This window comes from Winogradskyella echinorum (genome assembly GCF_014297365.1).
Lineage (GTDB): Bacteria > Bacteroidota > Bacteroidia > Flavobacteriales > Flavobacteriaceae > Winogradskyella > Winogradskyella echinorum.
Window position 1 is genome coordinate 94,169 of record NZ_JACOQD010000007.1, and the last position, 25,053, is coordinate 119,221.

Below are 25,053 nucleotides of genomic sequence, written 5' to 3' on the forward strand. Positions count from 1 at the left end.
TCCTGCGGACTATTCTATCTGTGATTTATTTGCTAAATTAGTTGCTTAACCACGCAACTAACCATACACATCAACGATATTAAGTACAATTAAAAACCAAACTTTGCAACACTTCACCTTTTATATCGTCTATTAGGCACATTAGCTTACCTAAAACCATCTCAATGAAAAAACACTCGTTCATTTTAACAGTATTAGTTCTATTAAATTTTTCTTTTATACAAGCTCAGAATGACATTAAGTACCTAGAAAAAAGTGACATTAAAGATGATTTAGAATTGCTAGACGCTATTCTTAAAAACACATCTTCTTACCAAGAATTAAATGGCTATGATTATAAAAAAGATTTTAACGCGTACTTAAAGACTTTAGATAGTAAAAAGATAACTCAATATGAGTTTGGGTTATTTTTAGCCAAAACAATAGGGAAAATTGGTGACAGACATTCTTATATAAAAGATTACGACATTAGAGATTCGCTATATCTACCAATAGCTTTTGCACCATATAATGATAAAGTTATAGTCGTTGATTATGTTAGAGAATCTAAAACATATAAATTTTGGAATTCAGAATTCCCTTATTTACATGCTATAAATAACATACCTATTGATAAGATACTTCCAGAGGTAATAGTAGGAGATGTTCTTGCTCCTAAAGATGCCTATGCCACAAACGCCATTAGAGAGCTAAGAGATATTGAAACTATTTTTAGAACCCTTAATATAGAATTACCAAATCCATTACCTATAACATTGGCAAATGAAGAGGGACATAAAAAAGAATTACACATAAAACTTGTTGATGTAAAAAACAGAGCGCGATTATGGGACGAAAGATTTTACAGTAAAACGTTTAGAGTAAAAGAAGAACAGTATAATGACAGTGCATTTATTGAAAGATTTTTTAGTTTAAGAAACAATATTGGGTATATCCAAATTGGAGACATGTTAGAAAAAGAAAGTACTCCTGTTTTCTTTAAATTTCTCAATAGTTTTATGACCAAAGCCAAACAAACGGATGCTCTAATTATAGATGTAAGAGATAATGGTGGAGGTACTCGAGATTTAATTCAAGAATTGGCTGGATATTTTATGCATCCAGATTCTGTGTATGTTGTTAATGCCACTAAACAACGTGGCAAATTACCATTGAGTGACGAATTAAAAGAGCAATTACATAGTCGCTATTTATTTTCGAGAGACGAATTAGATACAAGAGAGCAAAATGCGGTAGATAAATTTATGGCTACATTTAAACCAATGTATAATTTAAGTGCAGAAAAATTTAGCGCATATCATTACTATATTCTCAATGGGCAAAAACTCACCAAAGGCAAGTTTCATTACAATAAGCCTATTTACATACTTGCTAACGAAAGAAGTTTTAGCGCAGCCTCAGTTTTAGTATCTGTATTTAAAGGATTACCCAATATAAAAATAGTTGGTGTAACTACTGATGGCTCTAGTGGCAACAGTCAACGCTTTGAATTACCAAACTCAGAATTACGCGGAAAAATTAGCACCATGGTTTCTTTTCAAAAAAATGGTAAAATATTAGATGGTATTGGTACTGAACCAGACCTAATTATTAAAAGGAATTTAAACCAAATATTTTTAAAAGAAGATTACCAACTAAATGCACTAATTGAACTCATAAAGTAGAAATAAAAAATACGTTTGGTGTTCTTAATATAAAATTGCCTGGCATTACTTTCAAAATTATAATAATCTTACCTTTGCTGTACAACCAATTACTATTTGAGCACAAATCGCCTATACTTTATTGATGCTGTAAGAGCATTTGCCATCTTAATGATGTTGCAAGGGCATTTTATAGACACTTTATTAGAGGTGTCTTATAGAGACTCTAACAATACAGCATTTAAAATATGGGAATATTTTAGAGGCATTACTGCACCGACATTTTTTACTATTTCTGGTTTAATATTTTCTTATTTACTTATTAAAGCCAAACGTAGTGGCACTGTAAAATCGCGAATGCAAAAAGGGTTAAAACGTGGTTTAATGCTTATTGGTATTGGCTATATGTTACGTGTACCCATTTTTGAATGGCTTTTTGGAAAATTTAGCTCCTATTTTCTTATTGTAGATGTGTTACAATGCATTGGTTTATCACTGATTATAATTGTAATTATTTATAAGATCACATTTCAAAAGACTTTAATTTTTTCGATTTTAATGTTGGTTTTAGGTCTTACGGTTTTTACAAGCGAACCTTTATATCGATATTTAGAATTACCTGAAATTCCTAAATTACTTTCAAATTATGTATCTAAAACCAATGGATCTGTTTTTACAATCATTCCTTGGTTTGGCTATGTAGCATTTGGCGCATTTATTTCCACCTTGTTTTATCGCTATTTAGAACGTCCAAAATTTAAAATGGCAATAGTTTCTGGATTTTTAATTTTCGGAATTGCGCTTATTTTTAAATCTTCTTGGCTATTTATGAAACTCTACTATTGGTTTGATATTTCGCTATTTAAAGACGTAGCCTACTACAATTACTTATTTACAAGACTTGGGAATGTACTCATTTTATTCGCTTTATTTTATTTGGCAGAAAACTATATTAAACAACCATTGATTTTAAGAATAGGTCAGAAAACTTTGTCTATATATGTAATTCATTTTATTATAATTTATGGAAGTTTTACAGGTATTGGGCTTCACCAACTTATTGGCAAAAATTTAGTGCCTTGGCAAGCTATTATTGGTGCACTAATTTTCCTGACTGTGGTTTGCTTTATTTCGTTTCATTACGCTAAAACTAATGCCTTTGTATATTCTAATGTACAGAAGTTTGTAGATAAGATTAAGCGTTACACACGCTAGAATCATTTATATTTCATATTTTTATTATAGTAATACTCTATTAAAGCAAAAAAGGCCTCCTTTTTACAGGAAGCCCTTTTCTCTTTCATAGCAATTAACCAATCAATCTAAAAAACTTATAATTACTAAATGTAGAATCACCTACGATAATACATTTATACTTACGAAGATTTTATAGAGTCGGTTTTAAAAAACTTAAAAAATGGAAACTTTAATAGAAAAATTTTACCAAGCTTTTAGTGATCTTGATGCCGAAACTATGGTGTCCTACTATCATAAAGATATCGTTTTTGAAGATCCTGCTTTTGGTGTTCTTAAAGGAGATAAAGCAAAAGCAATGTGGCAAATGCTATGTGCATCTCAAAAAGGAAAAGATTTTAAAGTGATTTCTTCAGACATAACTGCAAATGAAACTGAAGGTTCAGCACATTGGGAAGCGTTTTACACGTTTAGTAAAACAGGCCGAAAAGTACATAATAAGATTGACGCACAATTTGAATTTAAAGATGGCTTAATCATTAGTCATAAAGACACTTTTAATCTATATAATTGGGCTAAACAGGCAATGGGTTTTAAAGGCTTAGTCATTGGTAGAACTCGTTATTTTAGTAATAAACTAAAAACGCAAACCAATTACCTATTGAATAAATATATAGAAGAAAAAAAGCTAACGGATTTGGATCGATAGCTTTTTTTGTAGCAATGTTTCTTTTTAGGGACTTAAGAGTTTACTTTATGTTTCATTGCAAAATAAATACTTCAAATCTTATGCCAAATTTATTATAACTCTAAAAAAATCGATGAAATGAATACTGGTTATTGATAATACACGATTAGTAAAAAAATTTGGCGTAAAAGCAAGCCGATTGTACAATAGATAAAGATTGAAGTGTATTAAAATTGATGTATAGACTTAAAGATTGAATCTAACTGTAATCCTTAACCTTTCCTTCTACTCCTTTATAAAACGCTTTCATAAACTTAAAATCGGCTTCCATATCGTCTGTAGGATAAAAAGGCTCAGAGATTTTATTTTGTTTATTTTTAAAATCGAGTGTAAACATAATTATAGGCACTTTAGCAGCTTTTGCAATAAAGTAAAAACCTGTTTTCCAATTATCTACTTTTTTCCTGGTTCCCTCTGGTGCTAAGGTTAAACGAAATTCGTCTGCTTCATCAAATAATTTAGCAATGGCCTCCACCTTATTTTGCCCAGAAGTTCTATCTAAAGGTTTACCTCCTACCCATCTAAAATAATATCCAAATGGCCAAACAAATAGCTCCTTCTTTCCTACAAAATTAGTCTTTACATTAGTTACTTTTCTTAGTAATATCCCTAAATAGAAATCGTGCCAACTTGTATGCGGAACAGCAATAATAACGGCTTTTTTTACGGTGTCTTTAGAAAAGTTAGTATTACCTACTACCTTCCATCCCATTAATTTAAAGTAAATAAATTTTGCTAACCAGCGCATCTTACATTTTTTTGTAAAGCGAAAGCAATTTTTCTCGTGTAGCTATAGTTTTCCAGTTTTTACCTAAAGCATTTTCCCAAAGTGGTTCTAAACTCAAGGCTACATCTATCATGGTATCGAACTGATAATCTTCTAAATCTGCACAGATACCTTGAGGTAATTCTATATTATGTTTCGCTTTCATCTTTTTGAATTGTGCAACACCTTCTGGGTAGTAGTCTTCTAGATGATCAAAAACAATACAATTACCAACACCATGTTTTATACCTAATAAATAACCTAAGCCATAACTTAAAGCATGTGCGACACCAACCTGAGAATAAGCAATACTCATACCTCCATGCCACGATGCCATCATCAACTTATCTTGAGCTTCTTCTTTACTCAATGAATCTTCTAAAAATATTTTTTTACAAAGCTCATATGCTTTTTCACCATAACTCTCACTAAAGGCATTTAAATAAGTGCCATTAAGTGATTCTATACAGTGAACAAAACAATCCATGCCAGTATAAAACCATTGATCTTTAGGTACATCTTTGGTTAACTCCGGATCGAGAATGACTTGATCGAAAGGCGTATAATCACTATTAATGCCTAATTTTCGTTCTGGGCCAGTTAAGATTGTAGTACGAGATACTTCTGCACCTGTACCCGAAATTGTAGGTACACCAACATGATAAATAGCGGGTTGTTTTATTAAATCCCAACCTTGATAATCTTTAGAGTTTCCTTTATTAGTAAGCATTAAAGACACAGCTTTAGCAATATCCATTACAATACCTCCACCAATTCCAATAATACCAGATGGCAATTCGCTATACTCTAAAATTATATCTTCGACCAATTGGTCTATTTGCGAAGTTTTTGGCTCTTCTTTTGTAGGTACATAAATAATTTTATCCTTATAAGACAAGGTTATCCTAGAGGTTAACCAATGATTTCCTTTAAACACATCATCGACATAAAATATAAATGGTGCATTACGCCCTTTGCGTTTTGGCGAAAGAATTTCATCTAATTGATTAAAACTTCCTCGCCCAAAAACTACTCGGGAAACCATCGGATAATTCTTATATATCATTTACTCAATATCTTTAACAAAAATAAAAACTTAGTTTATTTAATTGGCTTGAAAAAATCTAAAATTTCAATTAAACTTTCTACAGTTTTAAATTCTGCTCCATTTGTTTCTTTTTTAGTTACTCTTTCATGTAGCCAAGTTGTATGAAATGGCACATGTATAGCTTCTGCCCCAATATTTATTAAAGGCAAAATGTCAGATTTTAATGAATTACCTATCATTAAAAATTCTGAAGGTATTATATCTAAATGCTTTAATAATTTAGAATAATCGGCTTCATGCTTTTCACTTAAAACTTCAATATGATGAAAATAGTCTATCAATCCCGATTTTTCTAATTTTCTTTGTTGGTCTAATAAATCACCTTTAGTTGCTACAATTAATCTATAATCTTTTGATAAGGTTTTTAGGACGTCTTCTACTCCATCTAATAACTCAATGGGTTTATTTATCATGTCCTTTCCTATCTCTAACATTTTTTTTATAATCTCGTTAGACACTTTTCCGTTAGAAAGCTCAATAGCTAGCTCTACCATAGACAACACAAACCCTTTAACACCATACCCATAAATTGGCAGGTTTTTAATTTCCATTTTAAAGAGTTCTTGGTCTATTTTGTTTGGTGTTTCGTAATGAGACAACAATCTACCTACTTCTTCTTCAGCGTCTCTAAAATAAGTTTCATTAACCCAAAGCGTATCATCAGCATCGAAACCAATAACTTTTATGTTTTTGTAATCTATTTCCACAAACGCTTCGCCTTTTCTAAATCTTCTGGTGTATCGATTTCTACACCTTGTATTTGGGTTTCGACCATTTTAATACGCTTACCATACTCTAAATAACGGATACATTCAATCTTTTCTGATGCTTCAAGAAATTGCATTGGTAACTTTGCAAAGTCTAAAATAGCATCTTTTCTAAATGCATAAATCCCTTTATGTTTAAAATAGCGTGCTCCGGCATTTTCATCTCTTGGAAATGGAATTGGACTGCGAGAAAAGTACAATGCAAAATTATCCTGATCAACGATGACTTTAACCGTATTTGGATTATTAATTTCGTCATCGTCAGTAATTTCTACCATTAACGATGCGAGGTCAATTTCCTTTTTAACATCATCTTTAAAAACCTCCAGCACTTTGTATAAACTTTCGTGCTCAGTAAAAGGTTCATCACCTTGCACATTAACAACGATATCGCAATCTACATTAGCAACAGCTTCAGCTATTCTATCACTACCAGATTCGTGTTCTTTAATGCTCATTATTGCCTTTCCACCATTATTTACAATTTCATTAAAAATAACTTCGCTATCCGTTACTACATATACTTCGCTAAAAAGTTTGGTAGCTACAGTTGCCTCATAGGTTCTTAAAATCACGGATTTTCCTGCTAAATTCTGCATCAATTTACCCGGAAATCTAGATGCACTATATCGTGCAGGAATCATGGAAATTATTTTCATTTATAAATTTTATGATAACTCAAAAATACAGATTTTATAATCATATGTATAGAGAATTGTTATTCATTTTCGGTAAACATATCATCTTTAAAACCTATTAAATACAATTTTTCTTTGGCACGTGTTACAGCCGTATACAACCAACGTAGGTAATCTCTATTCATGCCTTCTGGTAAATAAGGTTGCTCAATAAAAATCGTATTCCACTGTCCACCTTGAGATTTATGACAAGTTATTGCATAAGAAAACTTAACCTGTAAGGCATTAAAATACTTATTGTTTTTTACTCCTAAAAAACGCTTGTAATTAGAGGTTTCGTTTTCATAATCTTTAGACACTTCTTGGTATAGTCGGTTAGATTCGTCGTAACTCAACGAGGCACTTTCTACATCAATAGTATCTAAAAGCAATACGGTTTCAAAAGGTCGCATACGAGGATAATCGACCATTTTCATTTTAACTTCAGCAAATCTAAAGCCATATAATTCTTTAATACTGAAAATTTCGAGCACTTCAATAATGTCACCATTAGCTATAAAACCAGCTTCGGTTGTGGGTTTAATCCAAAAATAATTATTCTTTACAACCATTAAATAATCACCAGCAGATAGTTCTGTTTCATTAAATAAAATGCGCTGACGAATTTGTTGGTTGTAGGCATTTGCACGTTTATTACTTCTTACTATAATCGCAGTTTCTTCATAACCATTTGCGCTGTAAGCATCATTAATAGCATCCATAATTTCGTAGCCATCTATAAGTCTTACAATATCTTTATAAGGCTTTACATTAAATTTAAAGCTATCGTAAAAATTGGTTTCTAAAACAGATCTAAGTTCTGTGGCATTTTCTAAAATACCAGAATCTTGTTCTTGCCTTACCACTTCATCTAACTCAATACCAATAACATCTTTATTATAATTTAAGCTTAATTTATCAGGATTTAATGCTGGACTTAAATCTGATTTCACAGGTGGTAATTGAGCCACATCTCCAATGAGTAGTAATTTGCATTGATGACCAGAATAAACATATTGCATTAAATCGTCTAAGAGCGATCCACTATCATAAGATTTAGAATCTGAAGGTGTATCTGGTATCATAGATGCTTCATCTACTATAAAAATAGTGTTACGATGTTTATTGGGCTGCATTACAAACTTTACACCTCCACCTTTGTCTTTTTTTGGAAAGTATATCTTTTTATGAATAGTAAACGCTTCCTTCTTAGAATAGTTAGAAATTACCTTAGCAGCTCTACCAGTTGGAGCTAATAAAACAGCACTTTTTTTAACCTGCCATAAATTAGAAACTATTGTACCAATAATGCTTGTTTTTCCGGTTCCGGCATAACCTTTTAATAAGTAAATTGAATTTTTATTCGCATCAAAAATAAATTGTGATAACTGCATTAACACCATATCTTGCTTAGATGTTGGTGTAAATGGAAACTTAGATTTTAATAGCGAATAAAATGCAGAAGCATTAGAGATCATACAAAAAGTAAATATCAAGCAAGATAGCAATATTCTATATTTTGCGGCGACTTATATTATTTACTTCTATATTTTTAATGATTTTTATTTAGATTATTTTTACCAACAAAAAAAAATTGTAGATTTGCGATAGAGCTAATTAATAAACAGATATATGAAAGTAATTATTGCAATTGTAGTTATTATACTATTAACCGTTGGTATTGTTTGGTTAATCGATAAGTATGTTCCAAAAAAAATGAAACCAATTATTCATCTTGTACTTTGGGCAATAATTATAGTACTTGGTTATATGACGTTTAATTCTGTTTACGACGAGATTAAATTTAACCAGGTTAAAGAAGAACGTTTTAAGGTTGTAGTAGATCGCCTTATAGATATTAGAGATGCTGAATTAGCTTACAAAGAAGTGCATGGAGAATACACAGATAGCTTTGATAAACTAATCAATTTCGCAGAGAATGGTCAAGTACCTATTACACAAAGACGTGATACTTTAGTATTAGATGAAGAAAGAACTAAGGCCTTTGGAGGTGTAGAAACTTTTAAAACACTTACCTTAATTGATACCTTAAGTTTTTATTCTGTAAAGGATTCTATTTTCGAAGGTGATACGCGCTACAAGACAATGATGAATGTTGGTGTTGGTAAAGAAGGTGCTAAATTCGATCTTAAAGCTGGTAAGCTTGATGATGATAATATTCCTGTTTTTGAAGCTAGTGTTGATAAAGCAATTGTTTTAGACGGACTAGATAAATACTTAATCCAAAAAGAAAAACAAGTAATGTCTGTAGATGGCGTTAATGGACCTAAATTAATGGTAGGTTCTATGGAAGAAGTATTTACTAAAGGAAACTGGCCAAAGAGCTACGCTAAAAAAGAATAGTTTGAACGCAAACAATATTAAAGAACTGTCCATTCAAATCAATTTGAATGGGCTTTCTTTTTGTATTCTAAATAAGGAAACAAACACAATTGAATTTTTAAAAACAATTGCGTTTGCGAATAAACTAAATCCTGCAAATGTACTTAACCATCTAAAGGCAGAACTTAGCAGTAATACTGTGTTTTCTGAAGATTTTGATGCTGTATTAGTAATTCATCAAAACGAATTATCGACATTAGTCCCTAAATCATTATATGATGAAAAGAATAAAGCAGACTATCTAAAATTTAATTCAAAAATTCTTAGAACAGATTTTATTACCGAAGATGAAATTACAGCAAATGATAGCATAAATGTTTACGTACCTTATGTAAATATTAATAACTACATTTTCGATACTTTTGGTGAGTTTGTATACAAACATGCATCTAGTGTTTTAATTGACACTATTTTAGAAAAAGAAAATACCTCAGAAGATCCAATAGTATATATAAATAGTAACAAAAATACTATTGAAGTATTGGTTGTAGACAAAGGCCAATTACAGCTATTTAATGTTTTTGAGTATCATAGCAAAGAGGATTTTATTTACTATTTATTATTTGTGTTTGAACAGTTAAAATTAGATGTAGAAACAACCCATGTAAAACTCAGTGGAGCTATTGATAAAGAGGATGAATTATACACTATACTTTACACATATGTTCGGCACATCGATTTGATTAGCACAGATTTTAAATTTAAAATTTCTAATACCATTACAACCGACAACTTACACCAACATTACCTTATCCTAAACTCCTTTTAATGCGCATTATTTCTGGATTATATAAAGGCAGACGCATTACGGCGCCAAAAAAACTACCTGTAAGACCCACAACAGATATGGCAAAAGAGGCGTTATTTAACATCTTAAATAATCAGTACTATTTTGATGATATTTCGGTTCTAGATTTATTTTCGGGTACAGGAAACATCAGTTACGAATTTGCATCGAGAGGCACTGAACAAATCACTGCAGTTGATGATAATTACGGTTGCATAAAATTTATAAACGAAACTGCCGAAGCTTTTGATATGTCTATTAGTACCATTAAAAGTGATGTATTTAAATTTCTTGAAAAATCTAAGCAAAAGCACACTGTTATTTTTGCTGATCCTCCTTATGATTTTAATGTTGAAGCATTTTCTAAAATACCAGAATTGGTTTTTAAAAATGATTTATTAAATGAAGAAGGTTTGCTAATTGTAGAACATTCTAAACATACCGATTTAAGTCATTTAGAGCATTTTTCGCATTCTAAAAGTTATGGTGGAAATATGTTTAGCTTTTTTGAAACAAATTGATTATCAGTTTTGTAGCTTAATTCCTAATCGATTATATTCACTACATTTAATAGCCTTAATAGATTTTTCTATTAGTATTTCTACGTGTTTCTTCTTCAATTGTTATGGTTAAACGCTATTAATTAAAACCAAACAATTATGAAAATTTCAAAAAAGATTATCGTCTTAGCAATGCTAGTGCTAGGAATTAGTTTCATTACTAATGCTCAAGAACCCGAAGTTACTCTCGAATTTAAAAATTCTGAAGTCGCAGAGAAACTTTTACGTAACTATACTGAAGCTTTGCAAAAGGGAGATATTAATAAAATGAATGCACAGCTTCATGAAAATGCTATGATCTACGGATTGGGAGGGGGATTAGACTCATTAAATGTAAAGGAACACAAAGAATACTTCACCAGTAGCACCAATCAATATAAACATTCAATTACTCGCGATTTATATTTGCCTGTAAAAGTAGAAAACAATTGGAACGAAGGAGAATGGTTATTGTCTTGGGGAACAAACACAATTACCAACAAGAAATCGGGCCAGGAAATTGTAGTTCCGTACCATACAGTTTCTAGAATAGAACAAGGTAAAATTGTCTATATGCATTATTTCTATGATATATTGAACATTGCACAAAGTCAAGGATTCACACTAACACCACCCAAAGAATAATCCAACTAAAACAAAAAAATAAGCCCTTTGCAGATAATCTGCAAAGGGCTTTTATACTTAAGCAAATCTATAAGCCGAATTCTGTACTTTTCTTTTTTAGAAAATGAATTCTAAAAATGAAAAGCCCTTATCATTTATCTACGTTTACTATTACTAGCAAACTTTAGCTGCCTACCCTCTAACAATCGCGCGTGCACGCTCAAACGTTAGTTTACATGACATTGCACCACATAGAGTTTACCTGGTTTCACTACAGCATTACCTGTACATACTTTCTGTTGCACTTTTCCTCACCTTTCGATGGATGGCTGTTAGCCACTATGATTGCACTATGGTGTTCGGACTTTCCTACCCTAAATAAATTTAGAATCGATAAGGCGATTTACTTAATGCAAATTTACATTAAACAAATTGTAAATCTCTAATTACAAAAGACAATATACACTTCGTTTATAAAACGAAATAACATGTAGATTGCCCGATTTATGTGTAATAAAACAAAAGGCTTATAAGAATAAGCTTATTATTATTATTATTATTATTGATACATAATTAAAAATTTAATCCATGAAAAAAACAGTTATTTTATTATTTGCGTTCCTAACCTCGATTTCCTCAATGCAGGCTCAACGATTTGAAAAACAATTGACAAAAATGAAGGAAGCTGCTAGCGAATTTCAAAAAAGAACACTTTTAGTTGTATTAAAAGATGAAAAAAAAGAAGAGAATACTAAGTATAATGAGTTCATTAAAAGAGCATTTGAAAGTGAATGGGATCTAAATGATAAAATTATGTATGTTACTCCAAAAGAATTTAAAAAACTCAGAAAAGATAACTCCTACTCCTATTTTACACATGGCAATCGCACTTACAAATCACCAACTGGTTTGGGAAATGAATTAAAAGAAGTTTTCAATATGGGAAATTGTAATAGCAAAATGCCAGTACATCAACATGGTTTTGAATTTGATAAAGAAGTATCACTTGCTGAACTTATAAGGCAAATACAGATGATAAAAATTCATCTAAACGGAATGAAGGACTTAGATCCCAAAACAGCTTGGAACGATTCTAAGGAAGCAACAAAAAATGGTTTAGACCAAAGTGAAATGGCGGATGAATTAAAAAAAATGACCTTATATATTGACGAAGAAGCTGTTGACGATAAGTTTAAAAATAACCTTGGCAATTTATATAAATATAAGTATAAGTTGGTAACCAAATCTGAAATTGAAATAGTTATAGTTGACAAAGTAAAAGATGTAGCATTTCTTGAAAATGGTAGAGTTGTAGAATCGAGTTCAGGTAAAGACATGATTTGGTTTGGAGAAGTAGATATGTCCCATAGAAGTATCAACTATCGTAAAGTCAAAACAAAGCTGAAATTAAAGGATTTAAAAAAATTAGTAGAAATAATGAACTAAAACAATATTGTTGTTATAATTAATTCTGTTAATAACTCAAATAAACTAAGCTCAATTTAAACTCTAAATTGGGCTTCTTTTTTTAAATTTGTAATTCAGTAAATTTTCAATGGAACACTTCGTAGTATCGGCTCGTAAATACAGACCACAAACCTTTAAAGATGTTGTAGGGCAGCAGGCTATTACTAACACTTTATTAAATGCCATTGAAAATAATCACTTAGCTCAAGCCTTATTGTTTACAGGTCCTCGTGGTGTAGGTAAAACTACTTGTGCGCGTATTTTAGCTAAAATGATAAATAGTGATAGCAACACAAGTGAAGACGAAGATTTTGCCTTTAATATTTTTGAACTCGATGCGGCATCTAATAACTCCGTAGATGATATTAGGAGTTTAACCGATCAGGTTAGGATTCCACCTCAAGTTGGTAAGTACAAAGTATATATTATTGATGAGGTCCATATGTTATCTCAGGCAGCATTTAATGCATTTCTTAAAACGCTAGAAGAGCCACCTAAACACTGTATATTTATTTTAGCAACTACTGAGAAGCATAAAATCATTCCAACGATTTTATCGCGTTGTCAGATTTTTGATTTTAAACGTATAACCGTTACTGATGCTAAAGAATATTTAAAATATATAGCAAAAGAACAAGATATTACCGCAGAAGATGATGCCCTTCATATTATAGCTCAAAAAGCAGATGGAGCTATGAGAGATGCACTATCTATATTTGATCGTGTAGTAAGTTTTTCTGGTAAAAATTTAACCAGACAAGCGGTTACTGAAAATTTAAATGTATTAGATTACGAAACTTATTTTACGAGTACCGATCTAATTTTAGAAAACAAGATTCCGGATTTGTTGGTGCAATTCAACTCTATATTATCCAAAGGTTTTGATGGTCATCATTACATTGCAGGTTTAGCATCACATTTTAGAGATTTAATGGTTTGTAAAAACCAGGCAACTATTGAGTTGTTAGAAGTTGGTGAAGACACGAAACAAAAATATATAGAGCAATGCCTTAAAACATCGCATTCATTTTTAATGCAAGGCATACAAATGGCTAACGATTGTGATTTAAAATACAAAACAAGTAAAAACCAACGATTACTTGTAGAACTTACACTTATGCAACTTGCCTCTATCACTTTTGATGGAGAAAAAAAAAATAGTAAGCACTTCATAATTCCACCATCTTATTTTAAGGCAAAAGGCATTACTCCAATTCCTGTAAATAAACCAGTAGACATTACAAATACTGCTGAAAAAGCTACTGTTACCAAGATAACTAAGCAAAAAGAAGTCCTTACTGCCGAAAAAAATACAGTTGTTGCTGAGCCCGTAATTCCTAAAATATCAATTAATAAACCGAGTAAAGTTACTTCTGGTTTATCCTTAAAAAGTATAAGAGAGAAAAAAGAGCACCTTATCAGACAAATGGATGTTATTATTGATGAGGACGACTTACCGAAAGAGCCTGTAACACAAGAAGCTTTAACCAAAGCTTGGAAAGCATATACAGCTAAAATGGATAAAAAAGGTGAGAAAATTATGGCTTCAATTTTACAAATGGACCAGCCAAAATTAGAAGGTACAACCATCCATTTAACCTATTCTAATAACACCAATAAAATTGAGTTAGAACGCGCAGAGTTTCCTCTAATGGCCTTTTTAAAGAAAACACTACTTAACTACGATTTAAAATTAAACATTACAGTTAACGAAGAAATTGCAAAGAAATACGCTTTTACTCCACAAGAGAAGTATGAAAAATTAAAGGAGAAAAACCCAAATATTGAGCTTCTCCGAAAAACATTTGGATTAGATATTTAATATTATGAGGAATATATTAGGACTTTTATTAATTCTTGTTATTGCTTTTACAAGTTGTGAGGGTAGAAAAACTCAAAACCAGGCTTTATCTGAAAGTATTGAAGAGTTTAATAAAAAAGTAACATTGCAAGTTGATGTATACGAACCAGAAACATATGTAGAACAAGAGGTTGATACACTTTTTAGTAATGGCTTCCATATAAAAATTAAAGCCTATACAGACATGACTAATAGTGTTTTATTCACAAAAATTAAAGACACTATTAACTATCAAACTTATTACAGACAGTTTAAAATTAATGTGCTTGTAGAGAAAGAAGGAAAAGTAATTTATAAGCAAGAGTTTAGTAAATCTAAGATGAATACAGAACTAGGTTACTTACCAAACCTAAATTCAGGTTCACCAATTTATAATTTTTATAAGCATGCCGTTTTAAAATCTATACAAATAGATGAGGAATTAAGCACTGAAGATGCTGTGTTTATTGATATCGCTTATGCAATTCCTAACCAAGATTATATAGATTGGCAAAAACTAAAGATTGATAAAAGCGGGAAAGCAATTTTTACCTCAATATAATTAAAATATGATGCTAGGACTAAAACTACCTACGGACCCAAGATGGGTAAATATTGTTGAAAAGAATATTGAAGATATACTAACAGACCACGCTTATTGTGAGCAAAAAGCTGCAAGTACTGCTATTTCTCTAATTGTGAGTTTTCCTGAGTACACTGAACTTGTACAAGAAATGATAGAACTCGCTAATGAGGAAATGAGCCATTTTAAAATGGTACACGATAAGATTTTAGAACATGGATGGACGTTAGGTAGAGATCGTAAAGACGACTATGTTATTGCACTTATAAAGTTTTTTCCAAAAGGTGGAAGCAGAACTACACAATTGGTGCATCGCCTTTTATACGCAGCGCTTATTGAAGCCAGAAGCTGTGAACGTTTTAGACTACTTTCTGAGGAATTGGAAGACAAAAAATTAGCTAAATTTTACCGTAAATTAATGATTAGCGAAGCAGGACATTACACTATGTTCTTAAACTTTGCAAGGCAATATGGTGAACGAAAAGAAGTAGATGAGAAATGGCAACAACTACTAGATTATGAAGCTGAGATAATGAAAGATCTTGGCAATAAAGAGACCATACACGGATAAAAAAAGCCTCAACATTAGTTGAGGCTTTAGTTTTATAATTTTTTAGCTTAGATTTTTATTCCAAATCCGAATTGGATAACATGATTTTTCACCTTAATATCAGTTATATCCTCATCTAAGATGTTACTAAAACCATAATGAACTCTGGCATCTACAAACAATTCGTCAGTAATCATATATTCTGCACCAGCAACACCAGAAAATACAAACGTGGCAAAGCCGTCACTATCTTTCCATGTTTTTAAAGCTAATTGAGGTCCTGCGCCTAAAGTAAAACGTTCAGAAACTGAGAATCTTAACTGAACAGGCAGTTTTAAATAATCTGCTCTAATTGCCTCTTCTTTTCCACCTTCTGCAGACCATTGTAGTTCGGTTAACAAAGAAACCTCTTCAGAAAAACCATATTCTACAAAACCACCAAAAGCAAAACCATTTCGATGCTGATTGTCTATTGTTGGACTCGGGTCAAAATCTAGGTTAGACACATTAAGTGCTCCTCTTACTCCATACCTAACCTCTTGTGAAAGAGAAACCGTTGTAAAAGCAACTAAAAACAAAACAAATAAATATCTTTTCATAATTTTCAATTTGAGTTAGCGAAGATAATTGAAATTCTAAAATTCAAATGAATATATAGATTTTTATAGAGAAAAATTAGATAAATGGGTGTTTTTAATATTACAATTATAAAACAACACTTGGTATAGTTTCATAATACATACTTTTTATAATACCATCTGAGAGTCCTATTTTTGGAACATAAATATCTTTTGCACCACTCCATTTCATAGCAGAAAGATATATACGTGTCGCAGGAATAATAACATCCGCTCTATCTTGATTAAGATTTAATTTAGTTATACGCTCTTCATAAGAATAATTTTGAAGCATTTTATAGTAACTTGTTAAATAAAAATATGTCAAAGGCTTACCGATATCTTTTCCAGAAATCTTAAATATTTTATTAATGTTACCACCAGAACCAATAAGGTCGACTTTATAATACTTTTTAGTATTTTCTTTTATCCAATGCTCCAATTCTAACCAAGTTGCATTTTTAACAATATCATTTAACAACCTTACAGTTCCTATTTTAAAGGACTTAGATTGAATTTTTTCTCCATTATGTATTATCGAAAATTCGGTACTTCCTCCACCAACATCAACATAAAGATATGTTTTATTTGGATCTATAAAATTATTTAAATCTGTTGCAGCAATTATTGTTGCCTCTTCTTCTCCATCAATAATATCTATATTGATTCCACAAGTTTCAAGAATTTTTTTAGAAAGAGGTGCACTATTATTTGCTTCGCGCATTGCTGAAGTTGCACAAGCTTTATAACGAACAACATTATGTGATTTTATGAGTAGGCTAAATGCCTTCATAGTATCTATCATTCGCTCTTGGTTATATTCTGATATTTCACCATTAATAAATACATCTGCACCTAATCTAATTGGTACACGAACCAAGGAGTTTTTTTTAAACACTACTGGCTCATCATCTTGTTCTATAATGTTTGAAATTAATAACCTCACAGCATTAGATCCAATATCTATAGCTGCATATTTCTGTATCTTCAGCATGTTATTCTTCTAAATTGTTTAAGTAATAATTATAAGTATCAAACTGAGCTCTTACTTTAGGTTTGTCATTTCTTCTATAGACATTATTCTGAGTTTCATTAATAATGCGTGCTTTTACATTATCATTCCAACATATATTATATAAATGTTGTAATTCTAATTTAATATCTTCATCGTAAATAGGACAACTCACTTCTACTCTATTATCAATATTTCTAGTCATCCAATCTGCTGATGAAATATAAATTTTTGGGTCATTATTATTGGCAAAGATATACAAACGTGTATGTTCTAGAAATTTATCTATAATACTTATAACTTCAATATTTTCGCTCATACCCTTTACTCCTGGCACTAAACAACAAAGGCCTCTTACAATCATTTGAATTTTTACACCTGCTCTACTCGCTTCATATAATTTATCTATCATTTTATAGCTACTAATGCTATTCAATTTCAATTTTATATAGGCTGGTTTTCCTTTTTGCGCACTTTCAATTTCATTATCTATTAATGCAAACAGTTTCGATTTTGTATAATGCGGTGATGTAATAATATGTTTGTATCTATAGATTTTATAATTAACCTCAAAGAAGTTAAACACTTTATTAATGTCTTTGAGAATTTTAGAATTGGCCGTCAGTAACGTAAAATCTGTATAAATTTTTGCGGTAGATTCATTAAAATTCCCTGTACTTATAAAGCCATATCTTACTAGTTTTTGGTTTTCTTCACGTTCAATAACGCACATTTTACTATGCACTTTTAAACCTGTTACGCCAAATAACATAGTAATACCTTCATCTTGCATCTGCTCTGCGTAATTAATATTAGCTTCTTCATCAAAACGAGCTCTTAGCTCTATGGAAACAATAACTTTTTTACCATTCTTGGCTGCATTAATTAGCGAACTAGCAACATGAGATATTTGAGCTAACCTATAAATAGTAATCTTAATCGTTCTTACTTTTGGATCTAAGGCTGCTTCTCTAAGAAATTTAACTATGTATGAAAATGTGTGATATGGTGTATATACCAAATAATCCTTCTTAGCAATTGTTTTAAAAATACTATTTTCTAAACTTAGCCCTTTTACTGATAATGGTTGAATTTTGTCGTAAAGTAAATCTGTTCTACCTAAACTTGGAAAGTTCATGTAATCTCTACGGTTATGATAACGACCACCAGGAATTATACTCTCTTTTTTATGTATAGACATGCGTTCTAAAAGAAAAGCTAAGGTGTCTTGATCAATATTTTTATCATATACAAATCGTACAGGATCTCCACTTTGTCTATCCTTAACACTTTCGGATAATTTATCTATAAAACTTTTACTTAAGTCACTATCAAAATCTAATTCACCGTCTCTAGTAATTTTAATCATATGAGCACTAATGCTATCATAATTAAAAATGTTAAAGATATCATCTAAGCAATATCTTAGGATATCATCAATCATAATAATAGAACTTTTGTCGTCTTTGCTTGGTAAAACCACAAAGCGATCCATGGTTGATGATATTTCAATTAGAGCTACCTGTGATTTCTCTTCAGCACTGGTCATTTTTACTGTTAAATAAGCTGAGATATCCATTAATTCTGGTAATGCAACATCTTCATTTAACATTATAACAACTAAAGCTGGACTTATTTCTTGATAAAAGTAATTCTTGATGAATTCATGCTGATCTTCGTCTATTTCTGTTTCATCAATTATATAAATGTTCTCATTTTCAAGTTCTTTATCTATTTCTTCAAGAATTTTTAAACTTTCTGTTTGTTGATCTATTACTATTTTTGTTATTTCCTCTAAAAGATCACCAGCCTTTATACCACCTAATTCACTTTTGCCGCCTTTTCCAGCTTCGTAAATTCGTTTTACTGTGGCATATCTTACTTTAAAGAATTCATCTAAATTGTTCGAAAAAATTCCTAAAAAGCGTAAGCGCTCAATAAGAGGTACATCTTTATCAGCAGCTTCTTGTAGAACTCGAGCATTAAATTGCAACCAACTTAACTCCCTGTTTATATATATATTTTTGTCTTTTGTCATTATTTTAATTCCTTTGGGGTAATTATGAATTCAGTAGTACCTTTTTCTAAATCTCTCCAGTTATCAATTTCAAAATTAATTTTCACCAATCCACTAGTTGGAAGGTTATCTATATAAGTACTTCCAAATATATTAGAAATAGATGTGAAAGCATGATTATGTCCAAAAATCATAACATCATCATAATCATTTGGTAATTTTTTAATAAAATCAATCACATTTTCACCTACAAAATCATATAAACATTCATCGACATTTATTGAATTTTGCGATATACCGAATAATCTTACAAAAATTTTGCAAGTACTTAAGGCTCTATTTGCTGGACTAGAAAATATATTTTTCGGTATAAAATCATTGATTTTAACAAACTGATTTGCAACCAATTCGGCATCATTTTCACCTCTAGATTTTAATGGTCTTTCCCTATCAATAACATCATATTCCCATGATGATTTTCCGTGTCTTACGAGTATTATGGTCTTCATAAAAAATCGATTAAATGCAATTTTTTCCGATAAAATGTTTCATATCTCCGTTTTAACGAGTATATTGCCGCTTAAACTTTAATGTTTGTTTAAAATTTTAGTTATGAGTTCTTTTGTTTGTGTAAAATTAATGTAAATGACCCCAAATCAAAAATATATTAATCCATACTATTAATCATTTATTGTAATTTTTACTTCCCTCTATTTTTATTACAAACATTAAATTAATTGATTTAGAAATTTTCTAAATCAATTTTTGAGTAGAATTATTTGTACTAATAATTTATCTAAAAATGAAAAAAACTGTATTTGCAATTTTATTTGTATGCCTAAGCATGCAATTATTCTTTGGTCAAGAATACCTTAAATTAAACTTAAAAATAGATACTGATAAAACAGTAAATGAAACTGAACATTTTTATCTAATGGAAATAATTAATAACGGTAATTCTACAGCAAAATTCAATATTAATATAGACAATACTGCATGTCAATATATTGAAAATAATAAGCAAGTTGATTTAATTCAATCTGTACTTAGCAAAAATAAAAGTCAAGTTAATAATCAATTTAGTATCAAGTCTGGTGAATCTATAGAATTTTATGTAAAAATTTCTAGACCTAAAGATATTAAACGCAATACTTGGAATTGTTCAGAAATAAAAGCCAAATCACTAACAGGAGAGTCATTAAGTAATTCTGTTATAATAAAATCATTAATTCCAGATCCAGAAAAATTTAATTAGTGTGAAGCTAATTGATAAACAAATTTGATTCTTATGAATAAGTCTATTAATCATAATAAAATAAAAAACATAATTTGCTTGTTTATGTTACTTTCTGGAATCTTTGCTTCTGCACAGGTTTTGGAAACTTTTGCTCCTAGATATAACGGAACTATAAATGGTGATGTTACTATGATTGCAAATAACATGCTATCCAGGACTGCAACTACCAATTATAACGGTAGTGATGGTAACCATAATTTTACTAATAATGTATATGTAGATATAGATGGTCTTTTTGATCAAAACAATGATAACATTGATGATACCTTTAACTCCAGTAGTGCTAATTTAAGCAATCCACAGTCTAATGTGTCTTGTCTTTCAATTGTTAGAGCTTATTTGTATTGGGTAGCTGCAGATAAAGAGCCAACAAGTAATATTAACTCTGAAAACCAACCAAATTGGAATTTTAACGATGTAAAGTTAATGCTTCCAGGAGAAAGTAACTATACAACTTTAACTGCAGATCAGGTAATTTATAGAGGACGAAATGAAGCTTCACATATTAATAATGATCCATATGTATGTGTAAAAGATATTACAAATCAAGTAACGAACTTAGCTGATCCATTTGGAAAATATCAAGTTGCAAATGTCGAAGCTAAAATAGGTTCCGTAATTGGACACGACGGAAATACAATTGGTACATCCGGTGGATGGCAAATTGTTTTTATTTATGAAAGCCCTAAACTTTCTACAAGAAATATTACGTTATTTGATGGTTATGCTCATGTAACTAAGCATGTAAATAATTTTGACATTAATTTTAATGGTTTTAAAACAGTACCTGTTGGTAAAGTAAAGGCCAATATTATTTTGGGTAGTTTAGAAGGTGATCAAGATTTAGATGGTGATCAATTACAAATAAGAAATACATCAAATGTTTTTGAATCAATTTCTGCACCTCAAAGATCTAGTGATAATTTTTTTAATAGCCGAATTACCGTTGGCAATTCAAATTTTACAGATAGAGCTCCCGCCAGTTTAAACACCTTAGGCTTTGATGCCGCTGTTTTTGAACTTAAAAATCCAGCTAATAGTATAATTGATAACAATCAAACTTCTGCTACGTTACGATTAACGTCAGATCAAGAAACCTATGGACTATATTTACTGGGACTTTCAGTAGATGTATGGTCTCCAGATTTAGACCCTATAGAAATAGTTATGGACTCAGGTTCTAATCCTGCAAATGCTGGTGATTTACTTGGTTTTAGTTTTGAGGTAAGAAATAAAGGAAATGATGATGCCGTAAATTTATCAATTGCAACTACCCTTCCTCCACAAATTACAAACGTTATTCCAAATGGCTTACCAACTGGAGTAACTTATTCTTTTAATTCAACTACAGGGGAATTAGTATATAACATTGCTGATAATTTAGTGAGTTCTAATAATCCACCGTTCTTTATATATTTTGATCTCGAAATTGCTGATGAATGTTATTTCCTAGAAGAAAATTGTGATTTGTCATTCGATTTACAATTTACTGCTACTTATAATGGTACTGAAAATCCAGATTTACACACAAGTATTAGTTCTAGTAGTTTAAATGATTGCAATATCGGTAACAAACAGCCTTTAACAATTAATATTAATCAACCTATTGTTAATTGGGCAACTGCTATCAATGAACTAGATAGAACTGTAGAATGTTCTGATACTGCCGCATTAGATGCCGCACAAAATTTAGAACCAGTAACTGATAAGTGTAATTTTACAATAACAAAAACATCTAATGCTTTTGTGGCTGATAGTAGTTGCCCTGCAAATGGTACCTATACTAATTCATGGTCGTTTACAGATGAATGTGGTGAAACTAAAGAATTTGTTCAAACTATTACTGTTCAAGATACAACACCACCTTCAATTACAATTCCAGATGATTTAACCATTGAATGTTCAGAAGATGAATCTAGCGCTAACACTGGAGAAGCAACTGCTTCAGATACTTGTAGTTCTGTAACTATTACACAATCTGATGCGGTAACTTTGGGGTCTTGTGGTAATACAAAAACTATAGTAAGAACATGGACTGCAACTGATGCTTGTGGTAATGTATCTTCCGGAAATCAAACTATTTATGTAGATGACAAAACAGCTCCTACAATTACTATTCCTGCTGATGTTACTATTGAATGTTCAGAAAGTATTGATCCATCAAATACTGGTACAGCGACTTCAAAAGATACTTGTGGCAATATCACTTTATCTTATACTGATTCATCAGTAACAGGTTGTGGTGATTCTGCTACGATAACCAGAACTTGGACATCTGTTGATGAGTGTAACAATTCTATTTCTCAGGATCAGATAATAACTATTATAGATACTACGGCGCCTTCATTTAACGAAAGTTTACCAGGAGATATTACGGTAACATCAGCTACTATACCAACAGCTGCCATATTAACTGCTTCTGATGATTGTGATAATAACGTTAATGTAGTATTTACAGAAACAGAAAACGGTACTTACTGTGATGCATCTCATACTATAGAAAGAAATTGGTTTGCAGAAGATGAATGTGGTAATAATATTGAACACACTCAGATTATTACTGTTAACCATCCTGTTATAACTGCAAGTATTAATACCATAAACAATGTAAATTGTTTTGGTGAATCAACTGGCGGAATCTCAATAAACATTTCAGGTGGTGAGGCACCTTATTCTTATTTATGGAGTAACTCTTCAACAAGCCAAAACATAACAAATGTTAGAGCTGGTTTTTATTCTGTTACTATAACTGACACTAAAGGATGTACAACTTCTATTGATGCTACAATAACAGAACCTTCAACTCCATTAAGTATTTCTTTAACCAAAGTTGATGCAACTACAGCTCAAGGATGTTCTAATGGAGAAGCAACTGTAAGTGTTTCTGGAGGGACTGCACCTTATACCTATTTATGGAGTGCATCAGCCAATAACCAAACATCGGTAACAGCTAATAACTTAAACTCTACTAATCACTCTGTAACAGTAACTGATGCTAATGGTTGTGAAATAACAGAAAGTATTGAAATATTATGTAATGATACTTGTGATGTTGAAGTTACGACAGAAAACACAAATAATGTTTCTTGTTTTGGTGAAGCTGCTGGTTCAGCTACAGTATCGGCTAGTTCTGATGAATATCCTACTGCTACATTTACTTTTACATGGAGTAATGGTCAAGTTGATTCTGGTGTAACTACGAGTACAATAAATAATCTTTCTGCAGGAACTTATGATGTCGATGTTACTATGGATGGTGCAGTTTGCACACCTACACAAAAATCGGTTGAAATCACACAACCAAATAGCGCGTTAAATGTTAGCACTTTAGTCTCAGATTTATTGGGTCCATTAACTAACGATGGAATTATTTTAGCAACTGCAACTGGTGGTACACCACCATATTCATATTTATGGAGTCCAAATGGACAAACATCTGCAAGTATTATTGGATTATCCGTTGGAAGTTACTCTGTAACAGTAACAGATGCTAATGGATGTACTGCAATGTCTAGAGCGACTGTTAATTCTGGTACTTGTAATAATTTATCAATCTCGGGAAGCTCAACTCCAGTAACTTGTAATGGAGAAAGTAATGGAAGTGTAACTGCTGTGGTTTCTAACGGTACTGGTCCATTTACTTATGAATGGGATACCTTAACTGATACAACTCCTAGTGTTTCAGGATTACCTGCAGGTGATTATGAAGTGACAGTAACTGACCAAACTACAGGATGTAAGCAGAGTACTTCAATAACAGTAAACCAACCAAATGCATTAAGCACTGGAATTAATGTGACTAATATTCTGTGTAAAGGTGATAATACTGGTTCTGCAGATTTAACAGTATCTGGAGGAACACCTCCTTACACTTTCTTGTGGAATAATGGCGAAACAACTGAAGATTTAACCGGTATTACTGAAGGAATATATTCAGTAACTATTACCGATGCTAATGGTTGTAAAATAACAAGTCAAACTACTGTTAATGAACCTACTGAAAGCATCTCTGGTATAATTACTTCGCAAACTAATATTGTTTGTTCTGGTTTAGGACAATTTTCAATTGAAGGATCTGGTGGCACGCCTCCATATACCTATTCAATAGATAATGGCACTAATTATATACCTAATGGAACTTTTATAGATCTTACAGCCGGAAATTATACTGTAATTGTATTAGATTCTAATGGATGTAAAATTAGCGTTGCAACAGATATTTTATCTAATTGTACTGATGCTATTGCAGACATCAACAACACATACGTCGATCAACCTGTTTCTGGCAATGTTTTAACCAACGACGAAGATTTTGAAGGTGATAACCAAACCGTTACAGCTAATACACAACCTGCTAACGGAACTGTAGTGGTAAATCCTGATGGATCTTACACTTACACTCCTAACCCAGGAT

22 protein-coding genes and 1 other RNA gene are annotated in these 25,053 nt (G+C 31.2%); 13 read left to right on the forward strand and 10 right to left on the reverse strand.

The features are described from left to right. The first annotated feature begins 164 nt into the window (after positions 1 to 164). From H8K90_RS16190 to H8K90_RS16200, 3 genes are all read left to right on the forward strand, one after another. Positions 165 to 1,664: a S41 family peptidase gene (locus H8K90_RS16190; protein WP_186847039.1), complete on the forward strand. Its 1,500-nt coding sequence runs from the start codon at positions 165 to 167 to the stop codon at positions 1,662 to 1,664. A 96-nt stretch (positions 1,665 to 1,760) separates the two neighbouring features. Beyond that, on the forward strand, positions 1,761 to 2,858 hold the full coding sequence (locus H8K90_RS16195; RefSeq protein WP_186847040.1) for a heparan-alpha-glucosaminide N-acetyltransferase domain-containing protein: 1,098 nt from the start codon (positions 1,761 to 1,763) through the stop codon (positions 2,856 to 2,858). 202 nt (positions 2,859 to 3,060) lie between these two features. Further along, positions 3,061 to 3,546 (forward strand): nuclear transport factor 2 family protein, encoded by a 486-nt coding sequence (locus tag H8K90_RS16200; protein ID WP_186847041.1) that lies wholly within the window; start codon positions 3,061 to 3,063, stop codon positions 3,544 to 3,546. Positions 3,547 to 3,784: 238 nt separating this feature from the next. On the opposite strand, the gene H8K90_RS16205 is transcribed toward H8K90_RS16200, so the two are convergent. The 5 genes from H8K90_RS16205 to H8K90_RS16225 are packed head-to-tail and all read right to left on the reverse strand — an operon-like array spanning position 3,785 to position 8,381. After that, positions 3,785 to 4,333 carry a 1-acyl-sn-glycerol-3-phosphate acyltransferase gene (locus tag H8K90_RS16205; protein ID WP_186847042.1) on the reverse strand — a complete coding sequence of 183 codons (549 nt, stop codon included), beginning with the start codon at positions 4,331 to 4,333 and terminating at the stop codon, positions 3,785 to 3,787. A gap of 1 nt (position 4,334) precedes the next feature. After that, on the reverse strand, positions 4,335 to 5,417 hold the full coding sequence (locus H8K90_RS16210; RefSeq protein WP_186847043.1) for an iron-containing alcohol dehydrogenase family protein: 1,083 nt from the start codon (positions 5,415 to 5,417) through the stop codon (positions 4,335 to 4,337). Between the two features lie 35 nt (positions 5,418 to 5,452). Beyond that, positions 5,453 to 6,166, reverse strand: coding sequence for an HAD family hydrolase (locus tag H8K90_RS16215; protein WP_186847044.1), 714 nt, complete (start codon positions 6,164 to 6,166; stop codon positions 5,453 to 5,455). Then, complete coding sequence (gene kdsB / locus H8K90_RS16220) at positions 6,157 to 6,885, reverse strand: 3-deoxy-manno-octulosonate cytidylyltransferase (RefSeq protein ID WP_246457852.1); 729 nt, start codon at positions 6,883 to 6,885, stop codon at positions 6,157 to 6,159. Before kdsB ends, H8K90_RS16215 begins: the two co-directional genes overlap by 10 nt. A gap of 59 nt (positions 6,886 to 6,944) precedes the next feature. Then, complete coding sequence (locus H8K90_RS16225) at positions 6,945 to 8,381, reverse strand: ATP-dependent DNA helicase (protein WP_186847045.1); 1,437 nt, start codon at positions 8,379 to 8,381, stop codon at positions 6,945 to 6,947. Positions 8,382 to 8,535: 154 nt separating this feature from the next. On the opposite strand from H8K90_RS16225, the gene H8K90_RS16230 reads away from it, so the two are divergent. The 4 genes from H8K90_RS16230 (at position 8,536) to H8K90_RS16245 (ending at position 11,277) form a co-directional block, all read left to right on the forward strand. Next, positions 8,536 to 9,267 carry a hypothetical protein gene (locus tag H8K90_RS16230; protein ID WP_186847046.1) on the forward strand — a complete coding sequence of 244 codons (732 nt, stop codon included), beginning with the start codon at positions 8,536 to 8,538 and terminating at the stop codon, positions 9,265 to 9,267. Position 9,268: 1 nt separating this feature from the next. Continuing rightward, the gene (locus tag H8K90_RS16235; RefSeq protein ID WP_186847047.1) at positions 9,269 to 10,075 is read left to right on the forward strand and encodes a DUF3822 family protein; all 807 of its coding nucleotides are present in this window, start codon (positions 9,269 to 9,271) and stop codon (positions 10,073 to 10,075) included. After that, on the forward strand, positions 10,075 to 10,614 hold the full coding sequence (gene rsmD / locus H8K90_RS16240; RefSeq protein WP_186847048.1) for a 16S rRNA (guanine(966)-N(2))-methyltransferase RsmD: 540 nt from the start codon (positions 10,075 to 10,077) through the stop codon (positions 10,612 to 10,614). The genes H8K90_RS16235 and rsmD overlap by 1 nt, the downstream gene beginning before the upstream one ends. Positions 10,615 to 10,785: 171 nt before the next feature. Continuing rightward, positions 10,786 to 11,277, forward strand: a complete 492-nt coding sequence (locus H8K90_RS16245; protein ID WP_222611376.1) for a nuclear transport factor 2 family protein — start codon at positions 10,786 to 10,788, stop codon at positions 11,275 to 11,277. A gap of 54 nt (positions 11,278 to 11,331) precedes the next feature. Here H8K90_RS16245 and rnpB read toward each other — a convergent pair. Further along, an RNA gene (rnpB, locus tag H8K90_RS16250) (RNase P RNA component class A) lies at positions 11,332 to 11,666 on the reverse strand. Between the two features lie 178 nt (positions 11,667 to 11,844). Here rnpB and H8K90_RS16255 point away from each other — a divergent pair. The 4 genes from H8K90_RS16255 (at position 11,845) to miaE (ending at position 15,717) form a co-directional block, all read left to right on the forward strand. After that, positions 11,845 to 12,702: a hypothetical protein gene (locus tag H8K90_RS16255; RefSeq protein ID WP_186847050.1), complete on the forward strand. Its 858-nt coding sequence runs from the start codon at positions 11,845 to 11,847 to the stop codon at positions 12,700 to 12,702. A gap of 109 nt (positions 12,703 to 12,811) precedes the next feature. Continuing rightward, the gene (gene dnaX, locus H8K90_RS16260) at positions 12,812 to 14,545 is read left to right on the forward strand and encodes a DNA polymerase III subunit gamma/tau (RefSeq protein ID WP_186847051.1); all 1,734 of its coding nucleotides are present in this window, start codon (positions 12,812 to 12,814) and stop codon (positions 14,543 to 14,545) included. 4 nt (positions 14,546 to 14,549) lie between these two features. Beyond that, a complete protein-coding gene (locus tag H8K90_RS16265) occupies positions 14,550 to 15,125 on the forward strand; it encodes a hypothetical protein (RefSeq protein WP_186847052.1) in 576 nt (191 codons plus the stop codon). A 10-nt stretch (positions 15,126 to 15,135) separates the two neighbouring features. Continuing rightward, positions 15,136 to 15,717 carry a tRNA-(ms[2]io[6]A)-hydroxylase gene (miaE, locus tag H8K90_RS16270; protein WP_186847061.1) on the forward strand — a complete coding sequence of 194 codons (582 nt, stop codon included), beginning with the start codon at positions 15,136 to 15,138 and terminating at the stop codon, positions 15,715 to 15,717. Between the two features lie 47 nt (positions 15,718 to 15,764). Here the strand turns inward: miaE and H8K90_RS16275 are convergent, their stop codons facing one another. The 4 genes from H8K90_RS16275 to H8K90_RS16290 all read right to left on the reverse strand — a co-directional run bounded on the left by H8K90_RS16275 (position 15,765) and on the right by H8K90_RS16290 (position 19,851). After that, a complete protein-coding gene (locus H8K90_RS16275; RefSeq protein ID WP_186847053.1) occupies positions 15,765 to 16,295 on the reverse strand; it encodes a porin family protein in 531 nt (176 codons plus the stop codon). A gap of 106 nt (positions 16,296 to 16,401) precedes the next feature. After that, positions 16,402 to 17,307 carry a Ppx/GppA phosphatase family protein gene (locus tag H8K90_RS16280; protein ID WP_186847054.1) on the reverse strand — a complete coding sequence of 302 codons (906 nt, stop codon included), beginning with the start codon at positions 17,305 to 17,307 and terminating at the stop codon, positions 16,402 to 16,404. 1 nt (position 17,308) lies between these two features. Further along, positions 17,309 to 19,363 (reverse strand): polyphosphate kinase 1, encoded by a 2,055-nt coding sequence (gene ppk1, locus H8K90_RS16285; protein ID WP_186847055.1) that lies wholly within the window; start codon positions 19,361 to 19,363, stop codon positions 17,309 to 17,311. After that, positions 19,363 to 19,851, reverse strand: a complete 489-nt coding sequence (locus tag H8K90_RS16290; RefSeq protein WP_186847056.1) for a SixA phosphatase family protein — start codon at positions 19,849 to 19,851, stop codon at positions 19,363 to 19,365. Before H8K90_RS16290 ends, ppk1 begins: the two co-directional genes overlap by 1 nt. A 293-nt stretch (positions 19,852 to 20,144) precedes the next feature. Here H8K90_RS16290 and H8K90_RS16295 point away from each other — a divergent pair, with 293 nt between their 5' ends. Both H8K90_RS16295 and H8K90_RS16300 read left to right on the forward strand, forming a co-directional pair. Further along, positions 20,145 to 20,597, forward strand: coding sequence for a hypothetical protein (locus H8K90_RS16295; protein WP_186847057.1), 453 nt, complete (start codon positions 20,145 to 20,147; stop codon positions 20,595 to 20,597). Between the two features lie 33 nt (positions 20,598 to 20,630). Then, positions 20,631 to 25,053 (forward strand): HYR-like domain-containing protein (locus H8K90_RS16300; RefSeq protein ID WP_222611377.1); only part of this gene is annotated, 4,423 nt, incomplete at its 3' end.